Source organism: Sphingomonas sp. M1-B02, from assembly GCF_026167525.1.
Taxonomy (GTDB): Bacteria; Pseudomonadota; Alphaproteobacteria; order Sphingomonadales; family Sphingomonadaceae; genus Sphingomonas.
This window is the reverse complement of sequence record NZ_CP110679.1, coordinates 1,807,718-1,820,312: the sequence shown is the minus strand read 5'-3', so window position 1 is coordinate 1,820,312 and position 12,595 is coordinate 1,807,718. Positions and strand designations below refer to the sequence as shown.

Annotated in this window: 13 protein-coding genes and 1 tRNA gene; 8 read left to right on the top strand and 6 right to left on the bottom strand. The window is 67.7% G+C overall.

Annotated features, from left to right (window positions below):
- Positions 1–33 precede the first annotated feature (33 nt).
- On the top strand, positions 34–918 hold the full coding sequence (locus OKW87_RS08700; protein WP_265538633.1) for an ROK family protein: 885 nt from the start codon (positions 34–36) through the stop codon (positions 916–918).
- On the opposite strand, the gene OKW87_RS08695 is transcribed toward OKW87_RS08700, so the two are convergent.
- Positions 915–1,538 (bottom strand): DNA-3-methyladenine glycosylase family protein, encoded by a 624-nt coding sequence (locus tag OKW87_RS08695; protein ID WP_265538631.1) that lies wholly within the window; start codon positions 1,536–1,538, stop codon positions 915–917. The two genes, OKW87_RS08700 and OKW87_RS08695, sit on opposite strands and share 4 nt — an antisense overlap.
- 63 nt (positions 1,539–1,601) lie before the next feature.
- Between OKW87_RS08695 and OKW87_RS08690 the strand changes: the two genes are divergently transcribed.
- On the top strand, positions 1,602–1,919 hold the full coding sequence (locus OKW87_RS08690; protein ID WP_265538629.1) for a 2Fe-2S iron-sulfur cluster-binding protein: 318 nt from the start codon (positions 1,602–1,604) through the stop codon (positions 1,917–1,919).
- Positions 1,920–1,929: 10 nt separating this feature from the next.
- Here the strand turns inward: OKW87_RS08690 and OKW87_RS08685 are convergent, their stop codons facing one another.
- From OKW87_RS08685 to OKW87_RS08675, 3 genes are read right to left on the bottom strand one after another with little or no spacing between them, the layout of a single operon-like run.
- A complete protein-coding gene (locus OKW87_RS08685; RefSeq protein WP_265538627.1) occupies positions 1,930–2,712 on the bottom strand; it encodes a hypothetical protein in 783 nt (260 codons plus the stop codon).
- 11 nt (positions 2,713–2,723) lie between these two features.
- A complete protein-coding gene (rlmB, locus tag OKW87_RS08680) occupies positions 2,724–3,470 on the bottom strand; it encodes a 23S rRNA (guanosine(2251)-2'-O)-methyltransferase RlmB (RefSeq protein WP_265538625.1) in 747 nt (248 codons plus the stop codon).
- Complete coding sequence (locus tag OKW87_RS08675; RefSeq protein WP_265538624.1) at positions 3,470–5,068, bottom strand: M20/M25/M40 family metallo-hydrolase; 1,599 nt, start codon at positions 5,066–5,068, stop codon at positions 3,470–3,472. Before OKW87_RS08675 ends, rlmB begins: the two co-directional genes overlap by 1 nt.
- A gap of 119 nt (positions 5,069–5,187) precedes the next feature.
- Here OKW87_RS08675 and OKW87_RS08670 point away from each other — a divergent pair.
- From OKW87_RS08670 to OKW87_RS08660, 3 genes are all read left to right on the top strand, one after another.
- Positions 5,188–5,273 (top strand) — tRNA-Tyr (locus OKW87_RS08670).
- Positions 5,274–5,492: 219 nt separating this feature from the next.
- Entirely contained in the window at positions 5,493–6,188 is a 696-nt protein-coding gene (locus tag OKW87_RS08665; protein WP_265538622.1) for a DUF6250 domain-containing protein, read from the top strand.
- A 9-nt stretch (positions 6,189–6,197) separates the two neighbouring features.
- Positions 6,198–8,903 (top strand): exo-rhamnogalacturonan lyase family protein, encoded by a 2,706-nt coding sequence (locus OKW87_RS08660; RefSeq protein ID WP_443025038.1) that lies wholly within the window; start codon positions 6,198–6,200, stop codon positions 8,901–8,903.
- A 116-nt stretch (positions 8,904–9,019) separates the two neighbouring features.
- On the opposite strand, the gene rdgB is transcribed toward OKW87_RS08660, so the two are convergent.
- Together rdgB and rph are read right to left on the bottom strand one after the other, a co-directional pair.
- Complete coding sequence (rdgB, locus tag OKW87_RS08655; RefSeq protein WP_265538619.1) at positions 9,020–9,664, bottom strand: RdgB/HAM1 family non-canonical purine NTP pyrophosphatase; 645 nt, start codon at positions 9,662–9,664, stop codon at positions 9,020–9,022.
- Positions 9,661–10,374 (bottom strand): ribonuclease PH, encoded by a 714-nt coding sequence (gene rph / locus OKW87_RS08650; RefSeq protein ID WP_265538617.1) that lies wholly within the window; start codon positions 10,372–10,374, stop codon positions 9,661–9,663. The genes rdgB and rph overlap by 4 nt, the downstream gene beginning before the upstream one ends.
- A gap of 45 nt (positions 10,375–10,419) precedes the next feature.
- On the opposite strand from rph, the gene OKW87_RS08645 reads away from it, so the two are divergent.
- From OKW87_RS08645 to grpE, 3 genes are read left to right on the top strand one after another with little or no spacing between them, the layout of a single operon-like run.
- Positions 10,420–10,971, top strand: coding sequence for a DUF6438 domain-containing protein (locus OKW87_RS08645; RefSeq protein ID WP_265538615.1), 552 nt, complete (start codon positions 10,420–10,422; stop codon positions 10,969–10,971).
- Positions 10,968–12,011, top strand: a complete 1,044-nt coding sequence (hrcA, locus tag OKW87_RS08640; RefSeq protein ID WP_265538613.1) for a heat-inducible transcriptional repressor HrcA — start codon at positions 10,968–10,970, stop codon at positions 12,009–12,011. Before OKW87_RS08645 ends, hrcA begins: the two co-directional genes overlap by 4 nt.
- 17 nt (positions 12,012–12,028) lie before the next feature.
- Complete coding sequence (gene grpE / locus OKW87_RS08635) at positions 12,029–12,589, top strand: nucleotide exchange factor GrpE (protein WP_265538611.1); 561 nt, start codon at positions 12,029–12,031, stop codon at positions 12,587–12,589.
- Positions 12,590–12,595: the final 6 nt, after the last annotated feature.

Here is a 12,595-nt window from a genome sequence, read left to right as displayed (position 1 = left end):
CCCCGGACCGAGCGGCTGGGCTAGTCCAGGGTCATGGACACAGCGCTGATCGCAGGGCTCGAACTGGGCGGCACCAAATGCGTGGCGGTGCTGGCCACCGGCCCGACGGACGTGCGCGAGCAGATCGTCATCCCCACCACCGATCCGGCGACGACGCTCGCCGCGATCGAGGCCGTGCTAGATCGCTGGGCGTTCGACGCGATCGGGATCGGCAGTTTCGGGCCGCTCGAGCTTGATCCGCGCGCCGCGGATTTCGGCTCGATCACCGCCACCACCAAGCCCGGCTGGACCGGCACCGACCTCGTCCGAAGGTTGGAGCGTCGTTATGCAAAGCCGCGCGCGATCCAGACCGATGTCGTCGCTGCCGCGCTGGCGGAGGCGCGCTGGGGTGCGGCGATGGGGATGGCCACCCACGCCTACATCACGATCGGCACCGGCGTCGGGGTGGGGCTCATCGCCGGCGGGGTGCCTGTCCACGGCGTGGCGCACGGCGAGGCCGGGCATATGCGCGTGCCCCGCGCGCCCGGGGACCCCTATCCCGGCTGGTGTCGCTTCCACGGCGACTGCGTCGAGGGGTTGATCTCCGGGCCGGCGCTCGCCGAACGCTTCGGCTGTCCGGCCGACCAGTTGCCGCAGGACGGTCCGCAGTGGGACCTGTTCGTGCATGATCTGGCAGGGCTGCTCCACAATCTCGTGGTGACTGCCGCACCGGAGCGGATCGCGATCGGCGGCGGCGTCCTCGCGTCGCGCCCACAGCTGATGCCGCGTCTGCGCGCCCGGCTGGCGGAAAGCATCGGCGGCTACGGCTCGCTCGCGGCCTATGCGGAGCAGCTCGACCAGCGGCTGGGCGAGCCGGGGCTCGGCGCGATGGCCGGGCCGCTGGGGGCGATCGCCATCGGGCTGGATGCTGCCGGCTAGATCACATCCATGTCGGTCTTGTAATGGTGCCAGGCGAAGATCGCCGCCGCGCCGCGGTGCGGGCGCCACGGCTCCGACAGCGCGCGGAGTTGCTTCTCCGAGGGCCGCTCGGCGAGGCCAAGCATCCGCCCGATCTCGATCTGCACCGCCAGGTCGCCCGCCGGCCAGATGTCGGCGCGCCCCTCGGCGAACAACAGATAGATTTCCGCCGACCAGCGGCCGATGCCCTTGATGTGGGTGAGCGCGGCGATCGCTTCCTCGTCGTCGGCGGGAAGGCTCGCGAGGTCGAGCCGTCCGCTGCTGACCTCCTCGGCCAGGCTGCGCGCGTAGCTCGCTTTCTGGCGCGAGAGGCCGGCGGCGCGCAGCGTCTCGTCCGCTGCGGCGGCGACCGTGGCGGGATCGGTCAGGTCGCCCAGCAGCCCGGCCAGCTTGTTCCAGATCGATGCTGCCGCAGCGACGCTGACCTGCTGGCCGACGATCGTGCGCAACAGCGTTTCATAGCCCGGATCGCGAATCCGCTCCGGCGGATAGCCGGCGCGCTGAAGCCCCGCTGCGAAGGCGGGCTCGACTTTCGCCAGCGCGTCGATCGAGTGCTGCAGCTGATCGGCGGTCAGGCCCATGTCCGGCGTCCTTGAAACGAAGGGGCATCGGCGGCATGGACGCGACCGACAGAGGAGAGATGCATGCCCAAGCTTATCGTCGTGACCCGCGCAGGGGAAGAAACCGAGATCATGAGCGGAAACGGCCTGAGCGTGATGGAAGCGATCCGCGAGGCGGGGCTGGATGAATTGCTCGCTTTGTGCGGCGGCTGCTGCAGCTGCGCCACCTGCCATATCCATGTCGATCCGGAATTTGCGGCCAAACTCCCGCCGATGAGCGAGGATGAGGATGATCTGCTCGAAAGCACCTCGGATCGCGATTCGAGCTCGCGCCTCTCGTGCCAGATCCCGTTCACGCCGGACCTCGACGGTCTGCGCGTGACGATCGCCGCCGAAGACTGATCGCGGGCCTTTAGAGCCCCGCGACCTTCAGCGTCGCCATCGGCGCATCCTTGGTACGCGCGTTGACCTTCCAGGTGATGCTCTTGCCGTTCGCAGCGGTCGCGGCGCCCGCCTCCTCGTTCTGGCTGACGATTTCGGCGTTGGTGGTGAGCACGAAGGTGCCGTCAATCTTGACGTCGGTGTTCATCCCCATCGCCTTGCCCATGCCGTCGCTCATGCCCTCGCCCATCGAGCCGAGGCCACCCATGGCGCCCAGGCCGCCCGATGTGTCCTGCTTGGCGAAGCCGGGCGCCTTGACGCGCACCCCGTCCTTACCGCGCAGTTCGACCGTCACGAACGGCAGCATCATCTGGGCGTCCGGGTTGAACGGGAATACGAAGCCGTGGCTCAGTTTTCCGGAAATCGCGTAATCGACATAGAATAGCCCGTCGCCGCGATATTCGACTTGGCGATAGCCGCCTTCCTTGGCGATCAGCGCCGCCAGTTCGCGATAGTCGGCGTCGCGCTTAGCCTTTTCCTCGGGCGTGGGCGCCAGGTCGGGGACTCCGGCTTCCTTGTCGGCATCGTCCGTACCAGCGGACTTCTTGGCGGCTTCGGACATGCCCATCGCCATTGCCTTGCCCATCAACCCCTTCATGTCGACCGCCAGAACCTCACCTTTGTAGGTGAAGGTGAAGCTGCGGTCGGCGCGGATGTCGAGCGTCGACTGGAACTTGCCCGGCGTGAACAGGCATGCCGTCAGCAACAGCGGCACTATCAGCGCAGCGACGATCGCCTTCCCAAGATGCATCATTCCCCCCAGGTTCAGCCGCGGGTGGCGATCGCATAAAGCGCGACGGCCGCGGCATTGGACACGTTAAGGCTCTCGACCTTATCCGAGATGGGGAGGCGCGCAAGCTGATCGCAATGCGCCTCGGTATTCTGGCGCATGCCCTCGCCCTCGGCGCCGAGGACCAGCGCGATCCGGCCTTCGCCCATCACTTCGCCCAGCGTGCTTTCGGCGTGGCCGGTGAGACCGATCCGCCAGAAGCCCACCTCGGCAATCTCATCGAGCGCGCGCGCCAGATTGACCACGCGGACCCAGGGCACCGTCTCTAGCGTGCCCGAGGCGGAGCGCGCCAGCGAGCCCGATTCGGGCGGCGCGTGGCGGTCCTGGGTGATGATGCCAAGCGCGTCGAACGCCGCGGCGGAACGCAGCACCGCGCCGACATTGTGCGGATCGGTGACCTGATCGAGGATCACCAGCGGCCGCCGGTCGCCCTTGCCCTGCTCGAGCAGGTCGCCCAGCCAGATTTCCTCGAGCGGATCGACTTCGGCGACCAACCCCTGGTGCGGCGCATCGCCAGGCACCAGCCGGGCCAGATCGGCGACCTCGGCAAAGGTGATCTGGATCGTCGGCGGGATATCGAGCGCGGCCAGCGCCTCGCGCGTGCCCCAGATTTTCCGGACGGTCCGCTCGGGATTGGCGAGCGCGGCGAGCACTGCGTGGCGCCCATAGAAACGCGGGTGCGACGAGGGTGCCTTACTCGGGCGATGGCCTTTGCGTGCCATCAGTTCGCGGCCGGAGCGGTGTAGGGATAGAGGCCGTCGGACGGTTTGGGCTCGGTCGGCATCGGCACCCGCGGCAACGGGCGATCCGAATTAGCGGCATTGACCAGGAACGCTGCCAGGATGATCGCGCCCTGGCGCATGTCGTCGGCCCTCAGCGCGTCGAACGTGTCGAGATTGGTGTGGTGCCGCAGCGAACCATAATCGAGCGGATCCTGGATGAACTGGAAGGCGGGAATGCCCACCGCGTCGAAGAACATATGATCGGTGCCGCCGACCTTGCGGATCGCGACCTGGGTCGCCCCCATCGATTCGAACGGCGCCAGCCATTCCTTGAAGATCGGCACCACCGCCGAATTGTTCTGCGTGTTGATGCCGCGGATCCGGCCCGAGCCGTTGTCGATGTTGAAATAGGCGGCGAGGCGCGCATGATCGGGCTTGGGCGTGATCGGCCAGCCGCGGGTCCAGCCATAGAAGCGCGCCAAACCGGTGATCCCTTCCTCGACCGGACGGGCGGCGAGATGGCGCTCGACATAATTGAGCGAGCCGAACAGGCCCTGCTCCTCTCCCGACCACAAAGCGAAGCGGATCGTCCGCTTCGGCTTGATGCCCAACGCGCGGATGATGCGCGCGGCCTCCATCACCATTGCGACGCCGGCGGCATTGTCCGCGGCGCCGTCGCCGGCCGCCCAGCTGTCGAGATGGGCGCCGGCCATCACATAGCCTGCACGCGAATCGCTGCCGGCGATGTCGCCGATGATATTGTAGCCCTGGGTGTCGCTATCGTCGAAGCGGACGGCGCTGGCGAATTCGACGACCGGCGCTGCGCCCATCTTGGAAAGCCGCGCGAGCCGGCGATAATCCTCCTGCGCGATCTCGAAGCCGGGGAGCGGCGGGGTGTCGCCCACGCCGAAGCGCGAGCCCGAACCGTGGACGATCTTGCCCGGGCGGCCCGACATGGTGGCATAAGCGACGGCACCCTCGGCCTTCAGGAAATCGTCGCGAATCTGCGCGAAGGTGCGGCCGGCGCTGGGCGGGCGCGGGCGATTGGCGGGCATCTCGAACGTATCGAACTTGGCGAGTTCCGCATCGGTCCAGCGGCGGAAAGGGACGGTGTCCGCATCCTTGGGCTCCTCGGGATCGGAGACGAGGACGATCTTGCGGGCGAGCTTGCCCTTATACTGCGCCAGCGCGCCGGGATCGGTCAGCGCGGCGAGCACGATCGGCGCGCGCATGGTCCCGGCGGTGCCCGGCGTCCAGGTGATCGGGGCGATAGTGAGCGGAATCGCGCGCGGTTCGATCAGCCGCATGAAGGCCCCTTCCGATTCCCAGCCACGGCCGAATTCGAAGCCCTCCTTGTGGACGTTGCTCAAGCCCCATTCGCGGAACTTGGCCGCGGTCCAATCCTCGGCGCGTCGCATGCCCGGCGAGTTGGTCAGGCGCGGACCGATCACGTCGGTCAGATATTGCGCGATGCGCATCACTTCGGAGTCGGCGGTGCCTTCGTCGACGATCCGGGCGACTTCGGTCCGATCGACCGTCTGGGCGACAACCGGCGTTGCGGCGAGCATGAGGGCGGCGATTGCGGTGGCGGTGCGCATGAGACTCCTGGTCGAATAAGTGGTTGCCGACGCTATGCGGCGCACGCGTGGCGCGCAAGGCGTTGACAGCCCGCCTTGCGCCCGGCAATGGACCGCGCTCGCTGAATAAGCGGCCCGATGGACAGGTGGCCGAGTGGTTAAAGGCAGCAGACTGTAAATCTGCCCGTGCAAGCGTACGCTGGTTCGAATCCAGCCCTGTCCACCAGGTGCCCCCGGGGCGCCGCCCGCCGGGCCTGGGAGGGTCGGCCTCCTCTACTCCCTGACGAGGTGCAATCAGCTCTGCGCTAGTGCAGTCGATCCCGAAAAATGGGATCCGATTTCACATGCAAGGATTTATTTCCCTTCCGGGAGCCTCGCTGATATTGGTCTGACCAAGTTCGGCGGTCGCAAGCGCCGACCGAGCCGGCGATAGGGGATGTGATCCATGCGCGGAGACGCTGGGAGGAAGGCAAAGCGAGCAATCGGTACCGCATGCGCCACACTTCTTCTTGCGGTCACGGCCTGCGCTGGGCGGCCCGCGCCGCTCGCCACCGCCGCGTCGGCGGACTGGACCATCGAGGCGGAACAGCCAGCGCGGGTGACGTTCGGTGAGGTCATCGACATCGATACGCCCGCCGGGTTGTCGCTCTGGCACAAGCAAGAGCTGACCGGGCCGGTAGCCATTGAGTTCGAGGCGATGGCGGTGTCCGAGGGCGGGGCCAATGACGAGGTCAGCGATCTCAACGCCTTCTGGATGGCCACCGACCCCAAGGCTAAGGCGGGATCGGTGCTCGATCCGGGGCGTTCGGGCGCCTTTGCGACCTATGACGATCTGACGACCTATTATGTCGGCATCGGCGGCAATCGGAACAGCACGACTCGCTTTCGCCGCTACACCGGGCGGGCGGGGGATCGTCCGCTGCTGCCGGAGCATGATCTTGCCGGAGCGGCCGACATGCTGGTGCCCAATCGCTGGACGCAGGTCCGCCTGATCGCGAACGGCCAAGACATTGCCGTCGAGCGCGACGGGCGCCGAATCTTCATGATGCGCGACCCCGCACCCTACACGCGCGGCTGGTTCGCGCTGCGCACCACGAAAAGCCACATCCGCGTGCGGAACCTCCGCATTTCCAAGCCTTAGGAGATTATGATGCGCGTCAGTCGGCGGACGATCCTGCAAAGCGCGCTGATCGCGGCGGCATCCGGCACGGCCGGCACGGTGCGTGCGCAATCACGCGGCAAGATCCTCGAGGCGCCGGTGCGCTGGATCGATGGCGCTGCGCCCGAGGCGCATGCCGGGCAGACCTTCGGCATGGCATGGCCGCGCGGCACGGTTGCCAAGGGGCAGGCGCTGACGGTGCGCGCCGGGGGCGAGGCGGTGCCCTCGCAAAGCTGGCCTACCGCCTACTGGCCCGATGGCTCGATCAAATGGACCGCGCACGCGATAGCGGCCGGCGAAGGCGGGGTGGACCGGCTTAGCGTGGGGGCGGGGAGACCTGCCGTGCCGAAGGCGCCGGTTTCGGTGCGTGAGACTGCGGACGCGATCTTCGTGCGGATGGGCGGGCTGGAATGGGAGATTGGACGGAGCGGGACGGCGGCGGTGCGCGCGGCGCGGCGCGGCAGGCGGGTGTTGCTGTCCAACGCGCGGCTGCTGGGCGAATTGCGCGCGGGATCGGAGGATGGCGAGCGGGTGCCGCTGGCGGGGACGATCGCGCGAGCGGTGGTCGAGCAAAGCGGGCCGGTGCGCGCGGTGATCCGGCTGGAGGGCAAGCATCAGGGCGGCGGGCGGACCGTGATGCCGTTCATCGTGCGGCTCTATGCCTATGCCGGATCGGATGCGCTGCGGATCGTCCACAGCTTTATCTACGACGTCGACAAGGCCGATTTCGTCTCGGGGCTGGGGATCGCGACCGACGTGCCGATGCGCGGCGCGCTGCACGATCGCCATATCCGCCTCGCGACCGGCAGCGACGCGATGTTCGCCGAAGCGGTGCGCCCGCTAACCGGGCTGCGGCGCGATCCCGGCACCGCCTTCCGCGAGGCGCAGGTGGCGGGCAAGGCGGTGCCGCCGGTGGCCGAGATGGCTGCGCCGGTGGGGGCGTTGCTCGAACGCATCCCGCCCTGGTCCGATTTCAGCCTGTCGCAGCTTTCGGCTAACGGCTTCACCCTCACCAAGCGCACCGGCGCCGGCCATGGCTGGATCGATGCGACCGAGGGCAAGCGCGCGCTGGGCTTCGGCTATGTCGGCTCGCCGCAGGGCGGCGCGGCGATCGCCGCCCGCTATTTCTGGCAGCGCCACCCTGGCCAGATCGACATTCGTGGTGCCACCGGCGAGACCGCGAGCCTCACCGCCTGGCTCTGGTCGCCCGACGCCAAGCCGATGGACCTGCGCCCCTATCACGGCACGATGGGCATGGAGACCTTCGCCGCGCAGAATGAAGGCCTCCAGATCACCTATGAGGATTATGAGCCAGGCTGGGATGAACCTCTGGGGATCGCCCGTACCAGCGAGCTGATGCTCTGGGCGCTCGACGCCACCCCCCAGACGCCGCTGCTTCAGGCGATGGCGCGCAGCGCCGTCACCCCGCCGCAGCTGATGGCCGAGCCCGCCACGCTCCACGCCGCCGGGGTGTTCGGCGACTGGGGCTTGCCCGATCGCTCGACTCCGCAGCGTGCGCGGATCGAGGACCAGCTCGGTCGGCTGATCGATTTCTATGACGGCGAAGTCGATCGCCGCGGCTGGTATGGCTTCTGGGATCATGGCGACGTGATGCACAGTTACGATGCCGATCGCCACGAATGGAAATATGATATCGGCGGCTTCGCCTGGGCGAACAGCGAACTCTCGCCCGATCTTTGGCTCTGGTATGCGGCGCTGCGCTCGGGCGACGCCAAGACCTTCCGGCTCGCCGAGGCGATGACCCGGCATACCGGCGAGGTCGACGTCCATCATGCCGGGCGCTTCGCCGGCCTCGGCACCCGCCACGGCGTCCAGCATTGGAGCGACAGCTCGAAGCAACCGCGGGTCAGCAACGTCTCCTATCGCCGCATCTTTTACTATCTGACCGCGGACGAGCGGGTGGGCGATCTGATGCGCGCGCTTTCAACCTCCGAGGAGGCGCTGAAGACCGTCGAGATCGGGCGGAAAGTCCCGAGCCGCGATCCGACGCCGCTGCCCGCGGGCACGATCCAGATGAGCTTCGGCACCACCTGGTCGGTGCTGGCGGGCGCCTGGCTCACCGAATGGGAGCGAACCGGCGATCGCAAATGGCGCGATCGCATCGCCGCGGGGATGGACAGTATCGGCCGGCTCGAGCGCGGCTGGCTCGCGGGCACCGCGCCGTTCGACTATAAGAGCGGGCGCTTCCTGGGTCCGGGCGACAAGGTCAGCCTGTCGCACCTCAACGCCGTGTTCGGCGCCGTCGAGATCAACGCCGAGCTGCTCCAGCTGCTCGACGTGCCGCGCTATCGCACTGCCTGGCTCGATTATTGCCGCTGGTACAATGCTTCGCGCGAAGCCTTCGTCGCGCAGTTCGGCACCGCCGGCGGCGGTCGGAATTTGCGCCAAGGGCATTCGCGGCTCACCGCTTATGCCGCCAGGGCGACGTCGGACGAGGGGCTGGCCCGCCGCGCGGCGGAGGAATTCTATTCGGCCGATGCCGGCATGGGAATGACTGAGGGCGATCCACGACGGACGCTGCCGGGCGGGATAGTCGAATGGCCCGGCGTCTCGACCAACGGCGCGTCGCAATGGGGGCTGGCGGCGATCCAGACGCTCGCGCTGGTGCCGGAGGCGCTGGACGTGGTGCCGGTGCCGGCACCGCGGCGGAGGGGCGGGGCGGGGGGCGGAGACTGACCTCACCCCGTTCGCCCTGAGCTTGTCGAAGGGCCGTTCTTCTGCTCACTCGGTCGCGAGAGAGAGCGGTGCTTCGACAAGCTCAGCACGAACGGGAGAGCCGCTCCCTTCGCGCGCTAGAAAATAGCGTCCACCAATTGCGCGAACGCTTTTGCCCGGTGGCTCATCGCGTGCTTCGTATCGGGGTTCATCTCGCCAAACGTCTCGCTATGCCCCAGCGGCACGAACATCGGATCATAGCCGAAGCCCTTGTCGCCCCGAGGCGGCCAGACCAGGGTGCCGTCAACCCGCCCCTCGAACCATTCGACATGGCCGTCGGGCCAGGCGAGCGCCAGCGCGCAGATGAAATGGGCGTCGCGTCCGGTTCCCGGGGGAAGCGCCGATAGGCGATCCTCGATGCGCTGCATCGCCACGGCGAAGTCCTTGGCCTCGCCCGCCCAGCGCGCGGAGAAGATGCCGGGCTCGTTGCCCAGCGCCTCGACGCATAGGCCGCTATCGTCGGACAGAGCGGGGAGGCCGGAAAGATCGGCCGCTTGCAGCGCTTTCAGCTCGGCATTGGCGATGAAGGTGACGCCGGTTTCCTCCGGCTCGGGCAAATCGAGCTCGGCCGCGGAGACCGGTTCGATCCCGAACGGCGCGAGCAGCGCGCGGATTTCGCGCACCTTGCCCGGGTTGTGGCTGGCGATCACCAGCTTGCCGGGCTGGAGCTTGCGGATCGCCTGGGGCGCCTCGCCGCCGATGCCCTCGTCGGGACCGCTCACTGGACGGCCTTCAACTGCGCCTCGAAGATGCGCGTGCAGCCGATGCGGGCCAAGCGGAGCAGCCGCAGCAGGCCCTCTTCATCATAGGTCGCGCCCTCGGCGGTCGCCTGCGCCTCGGCGATCTTGCCGTCGGCGAGCAGCACGAAATTGGCGTCGGCATCGGCATTCGAATCCTCGTCATAGTCGAGGTCGAGCACCGGATTGCCCTGATAGATGCCGCAGCTTACCGCCGCGACCTGAGTCAGGATCGGATCCTTTTCGAGCAGCCCGTCGGCAATCAGCTTGTTGGTGGCGAGTCGCAGCGCGACCCAGGCGCCGCTGATCGCCGCAGTGCGGGTGCCGCCATCGGCCTGGATCACGTCGCAATCGAGCGTGATCTGGCGCTCGCCGAGCAGCTTGAGATCGGTAACGGCGCGCAACGAGCGGCCGATCAGCCGCTGGATTTCCTGGGTGCGGCCCGATTGCTTGCCCTTGGCCGCTTCGCGCGCGCTGCGCGTATGGGTGGCGCGGGGGAGCATGCCATATTCGGCGGTGACCCAGCCTTCGCCCTTGCCGCGCAGCCAGGGCGGAATCCGCTCCTCGATGCTCGCGGTCACGAGCACGCGGGTGTCGCCGAAGCCGATCAGGACGGATCCCTCGGCATGGCGCGTGAAATTGGGTTCGATGGTGATTTCACGCATCTGATCGGGGGCGCGGCCGGATGGGCGCATCTGCTTCAGTCTCCTGCAAGGTTGGCTCGGGCAACTAGACGCTGCATGGCGAACGCGCCAGTGTCGGCGGGCGATCCTTGGGAGCATCAGATGGCGAAGCAGTGGATATGGGTGAGTGCGGCGGCATCGCTGCTGGCCGGCTGTGCGACGAATTATGACGGCATTTCCACGGTACCGGCGGGTGCAGTGGAGCGCGTCACCTACGAAACCGGTCCCTGCTACGGCACCTGCCCGGTCTATCGCATCGTCGTGGGCGCGGACGGAAAGGGGGTCTTCACCGGCATCCGCAATACCGCGGTGACGGGCGAACGGGCCTTCACGCTGAGCGCCGGCCAGTATCGCGCCTTCGCCGACGCGCTTTCGCCTTATCGCCCGTCGACCGGGGATCGTATCTATCAGCCCGGCAATGCGCTGTGCGCGAATGCGCCGACCGACATGCCGAGCGTCGATATCCGCTGGGCGATCTCGCGCAGCGAGCCGCAGCGGCTCTATTTCTATTATGGCTGCGATCGCGAGAAGAACCGGGCGATGGCGACGGCGCTGGGCAACGCGCCCGATCTGCTTCCTCTCGAGCAACTGATCGGTCCGCGCCCTTGAGCAACTCGCCGATCCACGAGCTTACCAATCGCGCCCGCGACGTCTTTCGGGTGGTCGTCGAATCCTACCTGGATACCGGCGCGCCGGTGGGGTCGCGGACGATCTCCAAGGTGTCGGCGCTCAACCTTTCGCCCGCCTCGATCCGCAACGTGATGCAGGATCTCGAGGAAGCGGGGCTGCTCGCGGCCCCGCATACAAGTGCGGGCCGGATGCCGACGCAGACCGGACTGCGGCTGTTCGTCGACGGGATGATGCAGGCGAACGAGCCGTCCGCCGAGGAGCGTGCCGCGATCGAGATGCGCGCGGGGCAGGGCGGCCCGATCGAGGATGCGGTCGCCAGTACCACCGCCGCGCTCTCGGGCCTGTCGGCGTGCGCCGGGCTGGTGCTGGTCCCCAAGGCCGAGCCGCGGCTTCGCCAGTTCGGCTTCGTGCCGCTCAGCGACGATCGTGCGCTGGCGGTACTGGTCGGCGACGATGGCTCGGTGGAAAATCGCGTGGTGGAGCTTCCGCCGGGAATGGACCCTTCGACGCTGCAGCAGGCGGCGAACTATCTGAGCGCGACGGTGAACGGCCTGACCCTCGGCGAGGCGCGCGCGCGGGTCGAGCGCGAGTTAGGCCAGCAGAAGGCGGCGCTCGATTCGGTGGCCGCTGCGCTGGTCGAGCGCGGGCTGGCGGTTTGGAGCGAGGATGGCGATCGGCGTCCGGTGCTGATCGTACGCGGCCAGGCCAATTTGATCGACGCGGCCGCCACCGAGGATCTCGATCGCGTTCGCCAGTTGCTCGACGAGCTGGAGGGCAAGGAAGAGATTGCCCGCTTGCTCGACAGTGCGCGCGAGGGCGAGGCGACGCGCATCTTCATCGGTTCGGAGAACAAGTTGTTCGCCTTGTCCGGCTCGTCGGTGATCGCAAAGCCGGTTCGTGCGTTGGACGGGCGCGTGGTCGGCGTGGTCGGGGTGATCGGCCCGACTCGGTTGAACTATGCGCGGGTAGTACCCATGGTGGATTTCACGGCCGCCACACTGGCCCGGATATTGGCCTGAAGACGAACAGGGACTTAATGGAACACGAAGAGAAGATGACGGACGTGCAGGACGCGGATACCAATTTGCGCGACGAAACCGCCGAAGCTGCTCCCGAAGTGGCCAATCACGATCGCGTCGCGGCGCTCGAAGCCCAGCTGGCCGAGGCGAAGGCAGCGGTGCTCTATGCCCAGGCCGAGACGCAGAACGTCCGCCGCCGCGCGGAGAAGGAAGCGCAGGACGCGCGGGCTTATGCCGCGACCGGTTTCGCCCGTGACGTGCTGTCGGTTGCCGACAATATCACCCGTGCGCTGGCCGCGATCCCGCAGGCGTTGCGCGAGGACGAGAAGCTCAAGGGTCTGGTGACGGGCCTCGAAGCGACGGGCCGCGAAGTCGATTCGGTGTTCGGGCGGCATGGGATTTCGAAGATCGTCGCGGTCGGCGAGGCGCTCGATCCCAATCGCCACCAGGCGATGATGGAAATCCCGACCGCCGACGCCGAGCCGGGCACGGTCGTCCAGGAAATCCAGACGGGCTATATGATCCGCGATCGTCTGCTCCGTCCTGCGCTCGTCGGGGTCGCGAAGAAGCCGGACTGAGGTGCT